Here is a 20,285-nt window from a genome sequence, read left to right on the forward strand (position 1 = left end):
CACCTCCAATGGGTACAGATTCAGACAAATTCTCTGATCTGTACCTTTCGCGAGATGGTAACAATGATCATTCTTGTTTCAAGAAGAAAAATGACACATCGCTTGGGAGGGGCCTGTGACCGGGAACGAAAAGGGCGGGACGCGTTCCGCCATAAATTCTCGCCTCGAGAATCTGCGCAATCTTTCGCCGGCGGCGAGACTCGACCGTGTTGGCGATGTCGTGTCGCTGACCGATACCGAGCGCAACGTTTTTGCCGGTGGCGGCCTCCCAATTGCGCTTGCCGACGGCATGATAGAGAACGTCATTGGGACGTTCGAACTGCCGATCGGCGTTGCCACCAATTTCACAATCAACGGCCGTGACTATCTGATCCCCATGGCGGTTGAAGAGCCGTCGGTGGTCGCCGCAGCGTCTTACATGGCTCGGCTTGCCCGCAAGAGCGGTGGCTTCTTCACCTCGAGCACTGGGCCAATCATGCGGGCGCAGGTGCAGGTGCTTGAAGTGCGCGATCCGCACGGTGCGCGCGCTCGCATCCTGAAGGAACGGGAGGCGATAATTGCTGCAGCAAATGTCAAGGACAAGGTTCTGATCTCGCTTGGTGGAGGGTGCCGCGATATCGAAGTCCACGTCTTCGATCAGACAACTGCAGGTCCCATGGTTGTCGTCCACCTGATCGTCGACGTGCGTGACGCCATGGGCGCCAACACGGTAAATACGATGGCCGAAGCCGTAGCGCCGATGATTGAAACGATAAGCGGCGGCGTGGTGCGTCTTCGCATTCTGTCAAACTTTGCCGATCTACGCATCGCTCGTGCAATGGTGACAGTCGCCTCCGAGACGCTTCAGACTGACGAGTACACGGGTGATCGCATCGCCCGTGGCATCGTCGAAGCATGCGCCCTTGCCATCGTCGATCCCTACCGCGCGGCCACCCACAACAAGGGCATCATGAACGGTATCGATCCGATTGTGGTGGCCACCGGCAATGACTGGCGGGCCATAGAAGCGGGCGCACATGTGTGGGCTTCGCGCTCCGGGCGCTATACTTCATTGTCAACCTGGGAGATCGATGCCAAGGGACATCTTGTCGGTACACTTGAAATGCCTATGGCTCTTGGCCTTGTTGGCGGAGCGACAAAGACCCATCCGGCAGCCCGCGCCGCACTCAAAATCCTCGGTGTCGAGAGCGCCCAAGAACTGGCCGAAGTAGCGGTCGCGGTTGGACTTTCCCAGAATATGGGAGCATTACGCGCACTGGCCACCGAGGGCATCCAGCGCGGCCACATGTCGCTACATGCCCGCAACATCGCAATCGTTGCCGGGGCCACAGGCGATGAGATCGAGAAGGTCGCGGCCTCGCTGGCGGCAGATCACGATGTGCGCGTCGATCGGGCTAAGGATGTGCTGGAGCTGATACGGGCCGAGAAGGTCTGAGACGATGCCGCGGAACCTCTCAGTTGCATTAATCCATCCCGACCCCAGAGACGGTTGCTCCGGATGGTCAATTGCGTCCGCCTCAATGCCGGCAGATATCTCTCAGATTGACTTTCTGGGAGGATATTAGTGACAGAAGCTCCTCGTGATAATGGAATTCCGACGCGAACTGGTCCGCTTGCCGGGCTTGTCGTTCTGGACATCACACGCGTCGTGGCCGGCCCTTTCTGTTCGATGCTGTTTGCCGACCTAGGCGCAACGGTCATCAAGGTAGAGCACCCAGATGAGCCGGACTATGCGCGGACTTTCCCCCCTTTCGTTGGCGACGAAGGCGAGCAACTGAGCGCATTTTTTACACAGTTCAATCGCAACAAGCTTGGGATCACCCTTAACCTCAAATCGCCTGGCGGCAGCGCCCTTCTAAAGAAGCTGGTGCGCCGCGCCGACATTCTCGTCGAAAACTTTCGACCGGGGACGATGGACAAGCTGGGACTCGGCTACGAGGTCCTGCGGCAGGAAAATGCGAAGCTCATCTACACCGCAATCAGCGGTTACGGCCGTACCGGACCGAACGCATCCAAGCCTGCGTACGACAATACGGGTCAAGCTGCCGGCGGTCTCTGGTCCATGAACGGTTATCCGGACCGACCGCCTGTGCGCGTGGGAACGATCATCGGTGATCTTGCCGCTTCTCTTTATGCGGCAATCGGGACGCTCGCCGCGCTGCGGGAAGCCGACAAAACCGGCCTTGGGCAAATCGTCGATGTGTCTCAGCAAGATTCGGTGCTGACGCTGACGGAAAATGCCGTCGTCCGATACACGGCAAAAAAGGAGGTCGCGTCGCCGCTCGGCAATGAGCATCCGTTTGTTCGCCCCTATGGCCAATTCCCGTGCAAGGATGGCTATGTTTTTTTTGGCGGCTACACGGATAAGTTCTGGGCGATCACCTGCGCGCTTTTCGGTGAACCGGACATGGCCGTCGATCCGGCCATTGACACCATGGAGAAGCGCTTTGACCCGGCCGTCGCGGAAGCGAAGGTCTACCCTCTGCTTAACCGGTGGTTTAGCCACTATACTAAGGCCGAACTGGAAGACATGGCAGGCGACAAGGTTCCTCTGAGCGCGATCAAGACGATTGCCGAAGTGGTGGAAGATCCGCATATCGCGGCGCGCAACATGATCCTCAATGTTCCGATCGCCGGCAAGCTGATCGGCATGTTTGGCCTGCCCATCAAGCTTTCGGGTGCTGTCGAGGAAGCGCCGCAGGCTGCCCCCGCGCCGGGCGAACACAACGACCTCATCCTGGCAGAACTGGCCGGTCTTTCACTTCAGGAAGTGAGTGAGCTCAAGACCGGTGGGGCCATCTAGATGGCGATCGATCTGACCCAAGATGGGCATGTCACAACGATCCGGATCAACCGGCCGGAAAAGCTCAACGCGCTGACCTTGGCGATGTATGAAGATCTTGGCCGCGCTTTCAAAGCTGCCAAAGACGACGACAGCGTCCGTGCAATCGTCCTGGCCGGCAGCGGCGCGCGCGCGTTCTGCGTCGGCGCTGACCTGACTGAATCTATCCCTGCGCTTGCCGCGGATACATTCGACATTTCCGCCTGGGATCCAGCACATCTGAAGGTTCCCGGATTTTTCAAGCCCATCGTGAGCGCGATACGCGGCATGTGCCTTGGCGGCGGCTTCGAGATCATGCTGGCCACCGATATCCGTATCGCGGCTCAGGATGCCATTTTCCAGTTGCCTGAGGCGACACTGGGTTTTGTACCGGCAGGCGGCACATTGGTCCGTCTCGTCCGGCAGATCGGTTACGCCCATGCGATGGAGATCATGCTGACGGCGAGACGTTTTACTGCCGCGGAGATGGCAGCAATGGGCGTGATCAATCACATCGTAAAGAGCGATTCAGTCGAGACGACAGCCCTCGAAATCGCGCACCGCATCGCAAATCTCAGTCCCGCCGCCGTTCAGACCATCAAGGAGGCAGCCCTTACACTGCAGGATATGCCTTTCGCCGAGGCATTTCGCCAGGAGGCCGTGCTCGGGCAGCGGACCTTTACGAGCGAGGATGCCAAGCGCGGGCTCGCTGCCTTCTCCAGGAAGGGTAAATGATCATGGAGAGCACGCCGCAAAGTCTGACGTCGAGCGGCACGGGCAAAAGCGCGAAAATGGGCAGCCGTATTGGGCTGACACAGGAATTGATCGTGTTCCTGCTCGCGATCGCGCTCTTCACCTACTTCTCATTGACGCTCGACAACTTTCTCAGCTCGGCAAATATCCTGAATCTGATCCGCAACGTGGCCATGCTCGGCATGCTGAGCCTGGGCATGGCGGTGGTCGTCATCGGCCGGGGAGTGGATCTCTCGCTCGTTGCCGTCATGGCGGTTTCGCTGACGTTTTCCATCGTTCTGGCCAATCAGGGTTATGCATTTTCAGCCGCCCTGGTGCTTGGCCTCGCACTGGTCATCGTTGTCGCGATCATCATGGGCTTCCTGATCGCCTATGTGGAAATCCCGGCGATCTTTGCGACACTCGCCGTTTCGGCGATCGTTTATGGCTTGGGGCGCGGAGTGATTGCCACGCTCGATGTCAACAACGTCCCCGACAATCTCGACTGGTTCCTGTTCCTAGGCCGCGGCAGCTTTCTTGGCATCCCGATTCCGATCTGGCTTTTCGCGATCTCAGCCTTGGCGCTCTACCTGTTCCTTCGCAGGACCGGTTTCGGCCGCTTCATCTATGCGATTGGCGACAACATCTCGACCGCACGGATAACCGGGATCCCGGTCCGACCGACCATCATCCTGCAGTACGTGCTTTCCGGAGTGATGGCGTTCTTGGCGGGCTGTGTCACGGCGGCGTCCGTCGCGAGCATGAATATGCGGATGGTCAATTCGACCCTGATCTACGATGTGCTTCTGGTCGTCATCTTGGGCGGCATCGGTCTGAGCGGTGGACGCGGCGGTGTCCGCAATGTGCTGGTGGGGACGGTCCTGATCGGCCTTCTGCTCAACGGCATGACGATCCTCGACTTCTCCTACACCGTCCAGAACCTCGTGAAGAGCACGGTGTTGCTGTGCGCCTTGATCGTCGACGCACTGCTCAACCCTCGCGATGAACAGACATCGCAGCAGGGAGATATCTGAAGCTCAAGATCATTCAAAAGGGAGGAACTATCATGACAATAGTGAAATATGCCGCGGCAGCGGCGATCGCGGGCATTCTCTCATTCGGCGCGGCACATGCGCAGGAGGGCATGGTCGATGAACTAAGGCAACCGACGCTGGAGTCACTGGCAGGCAAGAAAGTAGTTTTCGTGCCGATGTCCATGAGCTTCGACCTGCCTGAGGGTTGGGCCGCGATCATGCAGAAGGAAGCAACACGGCTAGGCTATACCCTTGATATCCGCGATGCCAACTGGAGCACGGACACCGGCACGCGTGCGTTGACGCAAGCCATCACTGAGAAGCCCGACATCATCATCGTCCAGAACTTCGACGTTGCGTCGTATGCCCGCACGCTGAAGAAGGCCGAGGATTCCGGCATCAAGGTGATCCAGGTCAATATGAAGTCGAGCTATCAGACGGATGCCTTCGTCGGCGCCGACTGGTTTGGCATTGGCCAGTATGCGGCCAACCGCATGGTGGAGAAGTGCGGCAAGGCCAGTGGAAAGAGCGGCAAGATCGCATTGATCCAGGGTCCGGCCACGGCGGCGGCCAGCGTCTATCAGCTCAACGCGATCAGCGAGACCCTGAAAAGCCATGACGACATCCAGATCGTGTCGAGCCAGACTGGCGACTGGGACCAGTCCAAGGCGCGCGGCATCGCACAGACCGTGATCCAGCAGAATCTCGATCTCTGCGGCATTATCGGCTTCTGGGATGTGATGGACGCCGGGACCGGCGCGGCGATCAAGGAATCCGGCAAGGACATCTACCTGATCACCTCCGGCGGCGGCAACAAGACGGCCTGCCAGGGCGTCGAAAACGGGACTTTCAACGAGGTCATCTCCTATGACGTCGAAGGCCAGGGTCGCGATCTGAACAACACCATCAAGGTGCTGCTGCAATCAAAGGAGCCGGCGGGTGCCCTGAAGTTCGCCCTGTACACGCCGAACAAGATCATCAGCAAGGAAACTATGACGATCAACAGCTGCTGGGACCTCGACCTGCTGAAAAAATAGCCTCCAATAGCGCGAGGTCACCGTGTCTCCACGGTGACCTCTTTCCTCAAGATCTGAAGTCAGGTTCGGTAATGGAAGCGATCGAGCGCCTCTATTTTCGCTATTTTCCAGAGAAATTGCTTGGCGAAGTTCTGACCAAGCGGTGGAGCGACAATGCCGTTCCGGTGTTTGCGACCATCCTGACGATCAGCTTCTTTCTCCTTCAGAACCCGAATTTTTTCACGCTGTCGAGTTTGACTGAAACCTCGCGGCAGCTGTCGGAATTCTCCCTGATCGTCGTCGCCATGGGCATCGTCTTGCTCGCGGGCGGCCTCGACCTGTCGGTCGGCAGCGTCTTTGCGCTCGCTAACATCACGGCCTTGATATGCATACACATCCTGGGCTGGCCGGTTTGGGCGACGGTTGCCACCACCCTGGCCGTCGGCGGACTCTGTGGTGCGGTGAACGGATTCCTGATCGGCTACCTTCGCATCAGGGCTTTCCTGACCACGCTCGTCACGCTGATCATCATTCGATCGATCGTTGACATCATCCTTCTTCGTTACGCAGTTGAGATTTCGGCGGTTTTCCCGGAGTCCGACCTCTGGTTCTTTATCGGTGACGGGTTGGTGTTCGGCATTCCGTTCTCGTTTCTTGTCGCGATCGTCGTCATCGCTCTCTGGCATGTCATTCTCACCCGGGCGCGCGCGGGATGGCACATCAACGCGGTCGGCGGCAGTCGCCGTTCCGCCTACAATGCCGGTCTCAAGGTCAAGTTTACCGTTTTCACCACTTATGTCTGGTCGAGCCTGCTCACGGCGTTGGCTGGAGTTTTCTTCGCTGCGCGCCTCGGAAGTGCGGGCTCTGATACGGGCGCCGGACTGGAGATTGCGGCACTGACCGCAGCCGTCCTCGGGGGCAACAGTCTCGGCGGAGGACGGGGCTCGGTCATCAAGTCGGTGCTCGGCGCGATCGTCGTGCTCATCCTGACCGACAGCATGGTCCGCGTCGGCATTAGCGGCGGCATCAGTTCGATGATCCTTGGCATCGTCTTGCTTGCCGTCGTCGCGATCGACGTCCGTTGGCTGAAGAACCGGCACAAGCTCCTGAACAAGGTCTATGTGTCTCCAGCCTATTTCAGGCTGTCGGAGCTTCCAGAAACCGGTGCAGGGTCCGGCAGCCCTTACGCGATCAACGATCGGCTCAAGGATGTGTCGCTCATCGGACAGGGAGAGATCGAAGGGCCGGAAGACGTCATTTTCGACCGTAATGACAATCTCTATTGCCCCAACCGGCATGGCGACATCGTCCGTTTCCTGGCGCCTAACTACAAGCAATGGGAAATATTCGCCCATATCGGCGGCCACCCGCTCGGCATGGCGTTCGATGCGGCCGAGAACCTGAACGTCTGCATCGGTGGCATGGGCCTGTATCAGGTGTCGCCGGACCACACGGTGCGTAAACTAACCGACGAAACAAACCGAACGTTGCTTTCGGTTATCGACGATTCTCGCCTCAAGCTGGCGGACGACCTCGACATTGCGCCTGACGGCCGCATCTTTTTCTCCGAGGCGACGATCCGCTATGACATGCACGACTGGGCAACCGACGCGCTGGAGAGCCGTGGCAACGGCCGGCTGATCTGCTTCGACCCTCGGGACCGCTCGACTAAAACGATCCTGCGGAATCTGCAGTTCCCAAACGGCGTCTGCATGGCAGGCGACGGTCAATCGTTCTTTTTCGCGGAGACCTGGGGTTGCCGGATCAGCCGCTACTGGTTCGACGGCCCAAGGAAGGGCGCCTGCGAAGTGACGATTCCGAACCTGCCGGGATATCCCGACAACATCAACCGCGCCTCTGACAGTTGCTTCTGGGTGGCTCTCGTCGGGATGCGCTCGCCGGCGCTCGACCTGGCGATGAGGATGCCATCGCTTCGCAAGCGGATGGCCAAGCGGGTGGCCCGTGACCAGTGGCTCTTCCCGAATATCAACACCGGCTGCGTTCTCAAATTCAGGCCAAACGGAGAGATCGTTGAATCCTATTGGGATCTTGGCGGCAAGAACCATCCCATGGTGACCTCGATGCGCGAGCACAAGGGCCATCTCTATCTCGGAGGGCTCTACAACGACCGGATCGGACGTCTTCGGTTGCCCGACGCCGATCCCAACTGGACGTCCCAGGTTGCCTACTGGGGAGCGAACAAATGAGCGGGTCGAGCCGGATACGCAACATCGTGGACAGGTTCATGGGCGGCCGTGGCGAGCATTCGATCACCGTACCCGTGATGGATGGCGCCTTGAAGCCCAACAATTATCTCGAGCAGGTTGCCGCTGTTTCAAGCGCCGAAGGCGCGGACAACCTAATTCGCGCCAACGGGCATACCTTGCTCTCGTCAGGCAACCGCGTGATCGAACTGCACGGCGATGGAAGGACGTCGGTTCGAAACAGCTACGAGGCCGAGATTACATTCCTTTGCACTTCACCTCAGGCCGCCATTGCCGTGGGGCTGGACGGCAAGGGCATTGCGATTGCCGGCGGTCGGCACGATGGCAAGCGGCTGCCAGCGAAGCTCTCTGGCCAAAATCTCAACTGCCCGACGGCAGCGATATTCCTCGACGAGGATACGCTGGCGGTGTGCAACGGCTCGAGCACATATTTGGCACCCGCCTGGAGCCGCGACCTCCTCAGTCTCGGACGGAGCGGAAGTGTCCTGCGACTAGATCTCATCCAGGATAAGGCCGACCTGGTACGCGGCGGCCTCGGGTTCCCGGCGGGTATCGCCGCGGCGCCTGGGGGAAAGCTCGTTGTGGCGGAGGCGTGGAAGCATCGCCTGTTGGCCCTGGCAATAGACGGCGGCGGCATCGAAACCGTCTTGCCTGATCTGCCTGCCTATCCCGGCCGGATCATATCCTCGCAAGAAGGCGGCTACTGGCTGGCGTTGTTCGCGGTGCGGTCGCAGTTGCAGGAGTTCGTGCTTCGGGAGAACCGCTATCGCCGCGAAATGATGGCCAATATCGATCCCGAATACTGGATTGCTCCGGCACTTTCGAGTGGACGCAGTTTCAAGGAGCCGCTGCAGGCGGGCAGCGTGATCCGGCTGGGCATCCACAAGCCATGGGCGCCGACACGATCGTACGGCCTGCTTCTCCGCCTCGATGACGATTTCCAGCCGGTATGGAGCGCCCATAGCCGGGCCGACGGCAACCGGCACGGCATCACGTCCTGCGTTGAGACCGATGGCAGGCTGTTTGTGACATCGAAGGGTCTTGGAGAGGTGCTTGCGATCGATCATCTGGCACTGACGGAGCCCGACGATGTCGTCGCGCAGGTTGGGAGCGCCGCATGACCCCGATTGTCGAACTCCAGGGGGCAACGAAAGAATTTCGGGGCAATCCTGCATTCGCGGACGTCGATTTCCAGCTTCAGGCTGGTGAGATCCATGCATTGCTCGGGGAAAACGGCGCCGGCAAGTCGACGCTGACGAAGATCATCGCCGGCGTGTATCCGCTCAGTCGCGGCAAGATGTTCATCAACGGTCAGGAGGAGAAGCTCGCCACCCCCGCCGAGGGGCTCGCGAAGGGCATTGCGATGGTCTACCAAGAAAATAGCTTGGTCCCGTCGATGTCAGTGGCGCAGAACATCTACCTCGGCAAAGAAAAGCCGTTGAACCGACTTCGCGGCATCTACATTTCCGCGCAGCAGTTTCTTCAATCGTTGAACTTCCACGTGGATCCTTCCGCCATCGTGGGCTCGCTCGGCGCCGCACAGAAGCAGATGGTCGAGATCGCGCGAGCCGTACATCACAAGGCCAAGGTCATCATCTTTGACGAGCCGACCGCAACTCTGACCCCGGAAGAAAAGAGCTACTTCTTCAAGCTGATCAAGAAGCTGAAAGACGAGGGGGTCTCGATCATCTTCATTTCGCATGCGCTCGAAGAAGCGCTGATGGTCGCGGATCGGATCACGATTCTCAGGGATGGACGGCTGGTCGCCTCGGACAAGGCAACGGCCTTCGATCGTCAGAAGATCATCCAGGCCATGGTCGGCCGGACACTGACGGATGAAATCTACAGTGGCGGCTCTCGCATGCGCGCGCCACGTAAACGCGGCGCGAAAGTGCTCTCGGTCGAGAATCTCTCGATGGGCAATATGGTCCGCAACACCTCCTTTTCCCTCTACGCAGGTCAGGTCACCGGCATCTTCGGCCTGGTCGGTTCAGGCCGCACGGAAACACTGAAGGTGGTGTGCGGTGTCCTGAAGCGCGATTTTTTCCACGGCGGAGAAGTAAAGATTGACGGAAAGCCAAAACGCTATTTGGTTCCGGCGCCTGCCGTGCGGGACGGTGTCGTCTATGTCACCGAGGAGCGGAAGGCTGAAGGCTTCTTCGAGACGATGAGCATCGCCGAAAATATCTATATGGGGCAGCTCGGCGGACAGTCATTTGGTGGCTTCAACATTGTATCGATGAAGCAAGCACGGTTCGTCGCAGAGGAATGGCGCAAACGGCTGAATGTGCGAGCGATCGATCCGGAAGCGAAAGTCATCGAGCTCTCCGGAGGTAATCAGCAGAAGGTTGTGATCGCCAAGGCCCTGGTGCAAAAGCCGAAGATCGTCATCTTCGACGAACCCACCCGCGGCGTCGACGTCGGCGCGATTGCGGAAATCCACGACTTCATCAACCAGCTTGCGGACCAGAACATCGCGGTCGCGGTGATCTCGTCCTATCTGCCCGAGATCCTTAGCCTCTCCGACAGGATCCTCATCGCCCGCCAGGGCAAGATCGTTGAGGAAATGGACCGCCGCATCGCGACGGAGGAGACGATCATGTACGCAGCCGTACATTGATGAGCGGCGATCGGAAGGTCACGATTGTCGAGGTTGGTCCTCGCGACGGCCTGCAGAATGAAAAAGGCATCGTTTCAACCGCCGACAAACTGAACCTCATTCGTCTTCTCGCGGATGCTGGTCTGTCGCGCATCGAGGTCACGGCTTTCGTCTCACCGAAGTGGGTGCTACAAATGGCGGACCATGACGCGGTGATGCGACAGGCCCCCCAGGGTGAACATTTGGTTCGGTCGGTCCTTGTACCCAATGAAAAGGGCGCCGAAGCCGCTATCGCCGCAGGAGCTGAAGAGCTGGCTGTCTTTACCAGCGCGTCCGAAAGTTTCGCGTCCAAGAACATCAACTGCACCATCGCTGAAAGTATACAGCGTTTCATCCCCGTGATGCGGATAGCAAAGGCACACGGCCTGCGGGTACGCGGCTACGTGTCATGTGCCCTTGATTGCCCCTATGAGGGCGCAATCGCGCCGGGTGCGGTTACCGCGGTGTCGTGCGGATTACGCGACCTCGGTTGCTATGAGATCGCGGTGGCAGACACGATCGGACGTGGTTCGCCTGATCGGGTGGGGATGATGCTGCAGCACGTTCTCGAGCAAATTCCGGCATCGATGCTAGCTTGCCACTTTCACGATACCTCGAAGCAGGCCCTGGAGAATGTCGACGTTGCGCTGGAACGAAAGATAGCCACGTTCGACAGCTCCGCCGGCGGGCTGGGCGGCTGTCCCTACGCGCCAGGTGCTGCCGGTAATGTTGCTACCGGAGCCATCGTCTCGCACCTCCACAAACGTGGCTACAGCACCGGAATTGACCCAGTCGGACTGCGGATTGCCGAGGATTTCGCACTCAGTCTGCGGCATGATTGCTAGATATGATGATCCAGTTTGCGCCTGCCAGGCAGCCTCATCCTTGCAGATTGAGTCTACAGTCCAATCACACAAGGACCTCTTGTCGAAGTTCGCTCTCAAAGCGAGGCCAACCTTACTACTTTCGTGTGCACTACGTGTGCAGTTAGAAGGTCGGTATAGCTAAGCGGCTTTCAGTTGTGGCGGAATAATCGTAAATTGGGTTACGTTTTGATGGGTGTCTCAGGCAAAATTGCTCAGTCGTTCCCACGGGGTACTGGACGGGCTGAGACATAAAAAAGATAAAGAAATGAATATATTACATCATAAACTTGCTATTGCACCTATGATGGTTTGGACGGACAATCTATACAAAACAACTGCTTAGAGGGTATCGTGCACACCCCGTGCACACGAAACCTTACCTGATCTTTTGTTTCTGTTTCCACGAAAGGGCGCTCCAGGGCAGCCCAACGCCTGATCATTTGCGGGGTCTTGTCCGGCAACCCGCCTCAGGTAGACTGGGTATGCGGCATGCACGCCAGCGTACGACCCAAGGTGACGCGAATCACCTCGCCGGGACCGACTTCTGAGGCTCGAACTTGGGGCAGGGGTCCGCTGCCGCTCCCTCTCCCAGGGTGGAGCGAACGCGTCGAAGGGCGGCGGATGCGCCAAACCTCCAAACTACGAATCTGGGGGTCAGGAGTTCGAATCTCTTCGGGCGCGCCATTCCAACCCATTGAAATTGCTAATCTTTCAGAGATCATGACTCGGCTCTCGCCGGCTTAGTTTTCAAAATTAAGCCGGTTTTTAAGCCGGTTTTGGAAGGACGGACATTCCTTCGAACCATGGCGCAGCTTGGCGTGCGCGCGACCAGGGAACAGGTGAAGATCCACCGCGGCGAAGTTCGAATTGCGCGATGCCGATGACAGCTCAGCGCCGCATCTCGGCCGTTGAGATCGGCTTCGCAGTTTCCTGAAAGCGGACCTTGCCGGCGATCACACTGGAGGTCGTGGTTGCGCCACCTGAAGCCAAGTTGATTGCCGCCAACCGAGCCTCCATTCCATCCAGTCACCACTCATAGAGGTGATGAGCAATGGGGAACACGCACAGGAATCGGCCCCGATGGTTCGAGTGGGATGGTCGCGGCGTGAAGTTTTTTTCCGATGTGATCTTGGGGGGATCAAAAATGACGCATCTTCTCTGATGAAAGGGCTGCGAACAGGGCAGATCTTGTTAAGCGACTCTTTGCAGTGGCCATCATTATTGGCGTCGGGTCAACAATGGTGGGAGCAAACTGGATTAAGGAAGCAAGACCACCTAACTTGGCAGAGTTTGAACAAATAGCAATCGTCCTCATCGCATTGTATGCAACCGTACTCAGCTGGGATGGCTACCTCATCTCGATAAGCAAAAAGCCACTTATAAATCGGTGGAGATTCGCGATCGATGTGGCGCTTGTATTTACGTATATGTTTTTATTGGTGGCGTCAGAAAACAAAGTATTTTGGCTTCCAACTTTCAATGTTATTTTTTTATTATATTTCTGCTGGGATGTTCTTTCAGTAATAGAATTCCCTTCTGCCTACGCGACGCCGCAAGCTCATAGCTCGGGCATAAGATTTATGCTCCGCGTCTACGCAAGGAGCTTTATCGATGACCCGCGATTTGACCGAGGACCAGTCTCTACGTTGGTGTGGGGGGTCTATTTTTTAAGCATTTACTTGCTCAGCTTAAAGTTTACGGAGTTTGAAATCCTTGCCCTGTGCACCTTTGTGTTTCTTGGGTTGTGGCAGTATCGACATGATAAGCGACATCATAGTAGTGGCGTGCGAGGTTTTTCGATGGCAAGGAGACTTTTGACAGCTGGAAGTCTATTTACTATTGCCGGACTATACGGCCGCTACGGTCCCATAGTCTTTGATCTCTAGATCAGCTGACAACGACCAAATGGGCTTCCCATTAGTCAAGAAGTGCTGAATCTCCCGCTGCACGCCAGAACTTTGGCGCCACCCATCGATCTCCAAAACGACGATTTCATCGCAGCGATCCATGAAAGTTTCGTCAAACTCCACCCAATAGTCCGACCCCAATGTGTTTTCTTGGCCAGCAAGAACGAGGTCGATAGGATGGGTCATCGTGATCGGGCTATATACGACATAACCCAACTTGATCAGCGCGGCAGCGGCAGATGTTGCAGCATCGAATCTCATTTTCCTAATTGACGGGTCTGGGTGGGTGTATGGACATGCAAGGTAGAGGAGCCTTGACACTTTCTTGGGATTTCCACGGCTTGTCATTCTGATTCCTATTTGAGCCCACGTGGCACGGAGCGGTCTGATTAGCCGACTTATGCTACACGGCAATGACGGTATTGCGAAAGATTGCGCAATAGAGTCACAGCGACAACACTATGGTTTCATCCAGCTCCTTCGATGAAAAGGTTCTCGCATCTCCCCGCTACCTTACCGTTGAGATCCGATCCCTCCCGTCTTCCCCCCCGTTCACTTCGCTAGGTTCATCCATCGGGCCCGCGCCTGAGGGAAGTACTGGTAAAAGGTGACGCGGCTCACTCCCAGGGGCGGGCGATATCAGCTACCGCCATGCGTAACTACCGGTCGTCGCCGCCTCCATAAAGGCGATTCTGAAATATGCTGCTGCATTTGGCTGCGCTGGGGCGGTGGTCCATAATTCGACCAAAGGCCGACGACGCTCATCGCCAAATGGAAGTCGTGCAAGTTGATCTTAGTTTCTTCGGCGGCTGACCGGGTATTGCGGGGATCGGCCGCTATCTCGCTCTCACGATGTCGGCGCGCTGAGCTTCGCCAGATCGATCTAAAAGGCGTGTGGCGCCAGTTCTCTCTAAGCGCATGGGCACGCGGATTCCAGACACTATGTAGGCCGTCGCTCAATCAGCGCCGAAACGAAAAGCCGGTCTCGCGAAATCGCGGCCGCTAGCGAAGGGCCTACATGCGGCACATTGTGATCATTCGCGACGCGGACGGGAAAGTCACCGATGGGGTCAATCCCAGACCTATCCGCTTGGTTCAACGTCTGAAATTGCCTTCCTAGCCGCTGAAAGCTGTCCGTACGGAATCGGGCCCGATACCGCCGGTCAGCACTGCGCCGCAAGTCGGCCGTAGAAATCAGCTTTGCTGCTTCCTGGAAGCAGACATTGCCGTCAACGACGCTGTAGGTCAAAGTTGCGCCGCGACACCACCTCGGTGCTATCCTGTCGCTGACCTGCCTATGCCTCGCATCTCCGCCATGTGGCATACGTTTGACAAGAACCGGCAATCGACCGAGGCCGGATGCTTTTGCAAACGAGGGCATCCGCGAGGCGTTCATCGAGTCACTGACCATGACACTCGTCACCACTCATGATCTTGACGGCACCGCGTTTAAGGTCTTTCCTAACACGGATCGACGGACGGACACTGTACCTGTTACGGGAATGGGAGTGCGCATGGTCGACGTGCTCGGTCTACACGGCATCGGCCAGCAGCAGAGCGGCCGGAACCAGATGCTGCCCGACTGGCAGGCGGGCTTGAACGACGGAGTCGAGCGGGCGCGCGGGCGCGACTTTCCCAAGCCGTCGCTCAATCTGGCGTACTACGGCGATCTCTTTCTGACGGACACGGACGGCAACAAGGGCGCACTGGACACGGGCGGGTCCGGCACGGGCAAGTCGGGGGACTTCGAGAACTTCGACGCAGACCTCGTGTCCTTCCTCGAACGCGTTCAGGACGAGGTCGTCGACCCCCACGAGGCGCTTGAGCCTGAGATCCCTGGTACCACCAAGGGGCTGCCGCGGAGCGTGACCCGCCTGGGCGCATTGCTCGAACGCCGGTTCGGCGTCGCCGGAAAGCTTCTGTTCTTCGGTGATCTCGTCCAGGTACGACGGTTCCAGCGCGACGACCCGCTCGCTGCGCGGGTGTTGGACCGGCTGGGCGAGCTGCTCGCGGACGGTCCACGCGTGCTTGTCGGCCACTCGCTCGGCAGCATCGTGGCTTTCGAGGCTCTGTGCATGGTTCCCGATCACAGTGTCCATACGCTGATCACGCTCGGGTCGCCGCTGGGCATGCGCAGCATCCGCGGGGCTCTTCGCCCGCCGGCGCTCCGTCGCCTGCCGCATCTGCCACCCGGCGTGGTCCGCTGGGTCAACATCTACGACCCCCGCGACCCGGTCTCGCTCGCGGGGGGACTGGCGGAGTACTGGCCCGAAGTCGAGGATGCGACAGTCGACAATGGCAAGAGCGCTCACGCCGTCTTGCATTACCTCGGCAAGAAGGTGACGGGCGAAGCCATTTCAGTTGCCCTCTCATGATCGACGACAGCGAAATCCTGCGGCGGTACTTCATTGCCATCGCGACCGACGTGTACGAGGCGAACGGCACCTTCGCGGCGCTGGACGTCGACCAAGAGGTCGCGAGCATCCGAGGGTGGCTCACCGACCAGGCCCTCGGTGCACGTAGGTTCGACGCTGAGGAGTACGCCGCTCTCGCGCACCGCCCGTCGCTCGACCAGATCAAGCACAGCATCCTCAAGCAGCGGCGGTTCACGGATGGCGACGCCGTCGTGGTCTACGTGACGGGGCACGGGATCACAGCGACGGATAACGGCCACTTTATCGTTCTGCACGACACCGACCCGCTAGACTTGGCGGACGCTCTCCGGACCGCCGACCTGATTCGGTGGCTGGCGGCCCATCAGGGACTGACTCAGGCGATGATCATCATCGACGTCTGTCAGGCGGGTCAACTCGCGGACAACCTGCCAGCGGTTCTGACTCGCGACCTGCCTGAAGGGTGGTTCGTCATCCTCAGCGCGCACGCGGGCGTCGACGCCAAACTCGGGGCTTTCAGCGGTGCGGTGGCTGAGTTCGTCGAGCACCTGCGCCACTCCACGGACGCAGTGGCGAGAGCGGATGAGTACCTTGAGCCGTACAGGTTCATCAAGCCGGTGGTGAACTATCTGCGCGACCATGACTTGCAGAAGCCGCTGATCCTCACCCAGCCCTACCAGCCCTCGGTGTGTCTCCCAAACCCCGGCTACGAGCCGGGCGGGCTCGAACAGGTCGTCACCGACCCCGCCCGCAGAGACCTCGCGATCCTCAAGCAGGATATGACGACGCACTGGGCGGTTCGCGCGCCCGTGCTGGCCGGGGTCGGACCCGTCTTCACGGGCCGGACCGTCGTCATGCAGGAACTCATCGACGCCGCCACCGGCCCACCCGGGACGTTTGTTGTCAGCGGCCGCGCGGGCAGCGGCAAGTCCTCGGTCCTGGCGCGGCTAGTCACTTGCAGCGACCCGGGATTCCGGGCCGACCATGCGGATGTGCTGGCGATCGCCACACCGGTGCCGCCCGAGGGCGCCGTCGACATCGCCGTTCTCGCGACGGGCAAGACGTCTGAGCAGATCGCCCAGCAAATCGGCCGCGTGCTTGGAGTCCAGGGGCCGCGACCGGAGGCCACCACGGCGGCCAAGGGTTGGGTCGACAACATCCGTGCGGTCATCGCCGGACGGGACCGGCCGTTAACCCTGGTGGTGGACGCGCTCGACGAGGCCTCGGATCCAAGCGCCGTGCTGAGCACCGTGCTCGAGCGGCTAAATCCTCGGGGGCACCCGAGCCTGCGCCTGCTGCTCGGGGTGCGCTCGAGCGGCGGTGAACAGACCGACGAGCCGGCCCGCGAGCTCGCGTCTGTCACCATAGGACTGCTCGGGGCCCGGCAGATCCGGATCGACGCGGACGACTGGTGGGACCCCGGCGACCTGAGGGCATACGTGGGCCAAGTGCTCGCGCAGCCCGGTTCTCCCTACGGTCCCGCCCAGATTCCCTCGGTCGCAGCGGCGGTGGAGAGCGAGGCCGGCCGCTCCTACCTCGTGGCAGGACTCACCGCCCGGACGCTCGCCGAATCCACGGAGGCGCTCGCGGCAGGCGACCCACGGCTCGATGTCGTGCTCGCGCAAGGGTCCGCTCAGCTCGTCGCGAACGACCTGCGCACCTCTCTGCATGACGCCCGCGATCGTCGTCGCGCGTCCATCCTGCTCCGAGCCTGCGCGCTCGCGAACGGCCGCGGAGTGCCCGTACGCATCTGGCCGCTCCTCGCATCAGCTATCGCGCCCAACTCCAGCTACGGTGACAGCGACGTCGCTTGGCTCCTCGGACACCGACTGAGCGGTTACCTGGTGCGCGACATCGAGGACGGCCTGACTGTCTATCGACCGTTCCATGACGAACTCCGCCGCGTGCTCGCCGAGGGAGCGCCCCTAGATAGCGACGGGACGGCGGGCGTAATGGATCAGGCGGAGGCTCAGCGACGCATTGCCCTGACCCTGCTGCCCCTCGCAACCTGGGGGGCTGGATGATCCACCGGCCGCCACATCCGTACGCCCGCCGCCACTTGGCGGCCCATGCGGCTGCAGGCGGCATACTCGACGAGGTCCTGAACCTTGAAACGCTGCCCTACCTCGATCAGGCGAGGCTCTCAAGCCTACTGCGGCTAACCGAGGCGGAGCCCAACACGCTCAAGTGGCTGCTGTTGAGCGCGTGGCGCTCGGTCCGTCACCGTTGGTCCTGGGACGACCTGGACGCGAACGCCGTGGCGCTCGATGTGGCCTACTTGGCCGCGGGTGGTGGGGAAACTCCACATCGCCCCACGACGTCACGGCTCACCTGGAAACCGCTCTGGGTCGAATGGCAGTCGGGCGGAACGATCGTGGCTTCCAACGCGCGTGGTCCACTCCGAATCGCTGTCGGAAGTCCGCAGGGGGTACCCGTGCTGGCGACATTGGAGGGGGGACGGCAGATCCGGCTCTGGGACCCCGCAACGGGACAGGCGATCGGCGAACCGCTGGTGGCGCCCGACCGGGTGCGCACGCTGGTCATAGCGAGCACACCAGGGTACCTGGTCGCAGCCTGCGATGGCGGACGCGTCATTGTATGGGACGCGGTGACACGCCTACAGGTGACCACAATCGATATCCCCGAGCCGGGGCCCCGGGCCCTGGCAGTGGGCGAACTCGACGGCGCTTGGGTATTCGCCGCAGGTGGGACGAGCGGTGTGCTGCATGTGCGATCGCTCGACAGCGGCCATCAAGTCCACATGGTGCAGGGACATGCACCGGTGCGGGACGCCGCCCTCGCCACCGCGGCTGACGGACGGCTGTACGTGGCGATCGGATACGGCAACGGACAGATCCAGGTTTATGACCTTACATCGGGCACACCATTGGCACATGAGGTCTCGCTTGGTCGCGAGATCAATGCCGTCACCCTCGGGCGGGCCGAGGGCCGGCTACTGCTGGCGGCGGGGTCCGCGGACGGAACGGCTCGGGTTTGGGACGCGCTGAGCGGCCGTCCCGTCTCGGAGCCGTTTCTCCATGGGGATGAGGTGCGGTCGGTGGCGCTGACGACCACCGGCCACTCGCAGCTACTTGCTACCGGGAGCAGCGACCGCACCGCTCGGGTCTGGTATCCCCACGGCAGCTCCCCGATCGGAGCGCCGTTCCCGCATCCGGCACCGGTGGAGAACGTCGCCTTCGCTGAAGTCGAGGGCAGGATGATGCTTGCCACCGGCTGTCTCGACGGCAACACCAGGCTCTGGGACCCGGTGAGGCCGTCGGCAGCCCGAGTGGCCGTCGAGGGATGGCTGCCCTCGGTCGGCTTGGACGCGGGCATCGTCGTCGCGGGAGTCGAAGGCGGTTCCGTCCGGCTGTGGGACCGCGCATCGGGCAACCCCTACCACACATTCACGGTGGAGCCGGGCGACGAGCAGCTATACAAGACGCGCCGCGCCCCCGGTGTGCAAGTGCGACTGGGCTCCGTCGAAGGCCGACGCACCCTCACCACGCTTTATCGTGGACGGGTCGCCATCTGGGATCTGCCCGACCTACACGCGCCGGTGCTGCGCGGCGAGACCACCGCGAGCCAGGGGCACATCGTCGACGTCATCGGCGACCGAGCGCTCGTGGCGTCCGCCGACTCGTCGGGTACGGTCCACGTCGTCGACCTAATAGACGACGCGGTGATGGTCCACACACATCTGCGAGGAGCGACCCGGCTCGGCCTTGTGCCGTCCCCGGGGCGCGCGCTCCTAGCCGTCGAGGGCGAGCGCGGTGTGCACCTGCTGGACGCGGAGACGGGCGAGCCTCTCTACGACCCCCTACCGGGCACATTGCCAAGGCACGCCTCCGTCTGTCACCTCGACGGCGCCGAAGTCCTGGCTGCACTCGACCCCGGCGGGCTCCGACTCTACGACCTACGGTCAGGCGAGCTCACGCTTCCCCCGCTGGAAATGTCGAACACCGCCAACGGGATCGCGTGGGTACGCGTAGGCGACCGCGAGTTGCTCGTGACCGCGCACTTCGCGACCGTCAGAGTCTGGAACCCGCGCACCGGCCGTAAGGTCTCGGAGGTCCCGTTTGGCACTGAAATAGCCGCTATGGCAGTCCACGAGGCTACGGACGGCGCAGTGACTGTCGCCGTCAGCGGCCCCGGCATGGTGTTGTTGAGGATGAGCGCGGCAACCTCCTAACCCCAATGGCGTTGTGTTTCGGGGTGGCGTGCGCGGCGGACCACGAGTACGACGGCTACGCTGGCGGCTGGTCGGCTGCGGTCCAATGGCATGCTGGTGACGGTTGCGCGCAAAGTTGCTGATCTTGCGCTTGACCACCTAAACCAAAGTGAGGCTGCCAAGCGGCCTCCCAATACCCGCCGATCGGCAACGGACGGCATGACCCATCCCTTTGCTTGTATGTCCGAGTCGGGCCAGGATAGCCGGCAACGTCGGCGGCGAGGATCGCAGCAAGGCGCCTGGTGATCCTGGTGTTCGTCTCTTCGGTCATGCGGCCTCCAAAGGCCGAGCACTCAAGATCACTCTATCCAGTAACCGCCGTGCCGATAAAGGGAATGCGTTAGTGTCGAGTGATTATCATCGACCATTGCGGCGCAAAGTGCCACCAGATGTCAGCATTGGTGAAGGTTTTTCGATGCGGG

Annotated in this window: 14 protein-coding genes; 13 read left to right on the top strand and 1 reads right to left on the bottom strand. The window is 60.2% G+C overall.

The features are described 5' to 3' along the window. The first annotated feature begins 115 nt into the window (after window positions 1–115). From BQ8794_RS27265 to BQ8794_RS35180, 10 genes are all read left to right on the top strand, one after another. On the top strand, window positions 116–1,435 hold the full coding sequence (locus BQ8794_RS27265; RefSeq protein WP_077381634.1) for a hydroxymethylglutaryl-CoA reductase, degradative: 1,320 nt from the start codon (window positions 116–118) through the stop codon (window positions 1,433–1,435). A 129-nt stretch (window positions 1,436–1,564) separates the two neighbouring features. Further along, window positions 1,565–2,803 (top strand): CaiB/BaiF CoA transferase family protein, encoded by a 1,239-nt coding sequence (locus BQ8794_RS27270; RefSeq protein ID WP_077381635.1) that lies wholly within the window; start codon window positions 1,565–1,567, stop codon window positions 2,801–2,803. Beyond that, a complete protein-coding gene (locus tag BQ8794_RS27275) occupies window positions 2,804–3,556 on the top strand; it encodes an enoyl-CoA hydratase/isomerase family protein (RefSeq protein ID WP_077381636.1) in 753 nt (250 codons plus the stop codon). It abuts the gene before it with no gap. Between the two features lie 56 nt (window positions 3,557–3,612). Next, entirely contained in the window at window positions 3,613–4,587 is a 975-nt protein-coding gene (locus BQ8794_RS27280; protein ID WP_077381727.1) for an ABC transporter permease, read from the top strand. 32 nt (window positions 4,588–4,619) lie between these two features. Continuing rightward, on the top strand, window positions 4,620–5,624 hold the full coding sequence (locus BQ8794_RS27285; RefSeq protein WP_077381637.1) for a sugar ABC transporter substrate-binding protein: 1,005 nt from the start codon (window positions 4,620–4,622) through the stop codon (window positions 5,622–5,624). A gap of 71 nt (window positions 5,625–5,695) precedes the next feature. Continuing rightward, entirely contained in the window at window positions 5,696–7,810 is a 2,115-nt protein-coding gene (locus BQ8794_RS27290; protein WP_077381638.1) for an ABC transporter permease, read from the top strand. Beyond that, on the top strand, window positions 7,807–8,949 hold the full coding sequence (locus BQ8794_RS27295) for an SMP-30/gluconolactonase/LRE family protein (protein WP_077381639.1): 1,143 nt from the start codon (window positions 7,807–7,809) through the stop codon (window positions 8,947–8,949). Before BQ8794_RS27290 ends, BQ8794_RS27295 begins: the two co-directional genes overlap by 4 nt. Continuing rightward, window positions 8,946–10,448, top strand: a complete 1,503-nt coding sequence (locus tag BQ8794_RS27300) for a sugar ABC transporter ATP-binding protein (protein ID WP_077381640.1) — start codon at window positions 8,946–8,948, stop codon at window positions 10,446–10,448. The genes BQ8794_RS27295 and BQ8794_RS27300 overlap by 4 nt, the downstream gene beginning before the upstream one ends. Then, entirely contained in the window at window positions 10,448–11,311 is an 864-nt protein-coding gene (locus BQ8794_RS27305; RefSeq protein WP_077381641.1) for a hydroxymethylglutaryl-CoA lyase, read from the top strand. Before BQ8794_RS27300 ends, BQ8794_RS27305 begins: the two co-directional genes overlap by 1 nt. Before the next feature lie 1,229 nt (window positions 11,312–12,540). Then, window positions 12,541–13,218: a hypothetical protein gene (locus tag BQ8794_RS35180; protein WP_143744699.1), complete on the top strand. Its 678-nt coding sequence runs from the start codon at window positions 12,541–12,543 to the stop codon at window positions 13,216–13,218. Here the strand turns inward: BQ8794_RS35180 and BQ8794_RS37475 are convergent. Then, window positions 13,180–13,587, bottom strand: coding sequence for a DUF1937 family protein (locus tag BQ8794_RS37475; RefSeq protein ID WP_077381642.1), 408 nt, complete (start codon window positions 13,585–13,587; stop codon window positions 13,180–13,182). The two genes, BQ8794_RS35180 and BQ8794_RS37475, sit on opposite strands and share 39 nt — an antisense overlap. 1,166 nt (window positions 13,588–14,753) lie before the next feature. On the opposite strand from BQ8794_RS37475, the gene BQ8794_RS27315 reads away from it, so the two are divergent. From BQ8794_RS27315 to BQ8794_RS27325, 3 genes are read left to right on the top strand one after another with little or no spacing between them, the layout of a single operon-like run. Continuing rightward, window positions 14,754–15,614, top strand: a complete 861-nt coding sequence (locus tag BQ8794_RS27315; RefSeq protein ID WP_077381643.1) for an alpha/beta fold hydrolase — start codon at window positions 14,754–14,756, stop codon at window positions 15,612–15,614. Beyond that, a complete protein-coding gene (locus tag BQ8794_RS27320; RefSeq protein WP_077381644.1) occupies window positions 15,611–17,656 on the top strand; it encodes a caspase family protein in 2,046 nt (681 codons plus the stop codon). Before BQ8794_RS27315 ends, BQ8794_RS27320 begins: the two co-directional genes overlap by 4 nt. Next, a complete protein-coding gene (locus tag BQ8794_RS27325; RefSeq protein ID WP_077381645.1) occupies window positions 17,653–19,824 on the top strand; it encodes a WD40 repeat domain-containing protein in 2,172 nt (723 codons plus the stop codon). Before BQ8794_RS27320 ends, BQ8794_RS27325 begins: the two co-directional genes overlap by 4 nt. Window positions 19,825–20,285 lie beyond the last annotated feature (461 nt).

It is taken from the genome of Mesorhizobium prunaredense, assembly GCF_900156895.1.
In the GTDB taxonomy this organism is placed as follows: Bacteria; Pseudomonadota; Alphaproteobacteria; order Rhizobiales; family Rhizobiaceae; genus Mesorhizobium; species Mesorhizobium prunaredense.

Coding starts and splice junctions, on each gene's coding strand:
- BQ8794_RS27280 (WP_077381727.1), top strand. CDS start 3,613: ATGGGCAGCCGTATTGGGCTGACACAGGAATTGATCGTGTTCCTGCTC.
- BQ8794_RS27325 (WP_077381645.1), top strand. CDS start 17,653: ATGATCCACCGGCCGCCACATCCGTACGCCCGCCGCCACTTGGCGGCC.
- BQ8794_RS37475 (WP_077381642.1), bottom strand. CDS start 13,587: ATGACAAGCCGTGGAAATCCCAAGAAAGTGTCAAGGCTCCTCTACCTT.
- BQ8794_RS27290 (WP_077381638.1), top strand. CDS start 5,696: ATGGAAGCGATCGAGCGCCTCTATTTTCGCTATTTTCCAGAGAAATTG.
- BQ8794_RS27300 (WP_077381640.1), top strand. CDS start 8,946: ATGACCCCGATTGTCGAACTCCAGGGGGCAACGAAAGAATTTCGGGGC.
- BQ8794_RS27320 (WP_077381644.1), top strand. CDS start 15,611: ATGATCGACGACAGCGAAATCCTGCGGCGGTACTTCATTGCCATCGCG.
- BQ8794_RS27285 (WP_077381637.1), top strand. CDS start 4,620: ATGACAATAGTGAAATATGCCGCGGCAGCGGCGATCGCGGGCATTCTC.
- BQ8794_RS27275 (WP_077381636.1), top strand. CDS start 2,804: ATGGCGATCGATCTGACCCAAGATGGGCATGTCACAACGATCCGGATC.
- BQ8794_RS27295 (WP_077381639.1), top strand. CDS start 7,807: ATGAGCGGGTCGAGCCGGATACGCAACATCGTGGACAGGTTCATGGGC.
- BQ8794_RS27305 (WP_077381641.1), top strand. CDS start 10,448: ATGAGCGGCGATCGGAAGGTCACGATTGTCGAGGTTGGTCCTCGCGAC.
- BQ8794_RS27315 (WP_077381643.1), top strand. CDS start 14,754: ATGGTCGACGTGCTCGGTCTACACGGCATCGGCCAGCAGCAGAGCGGC.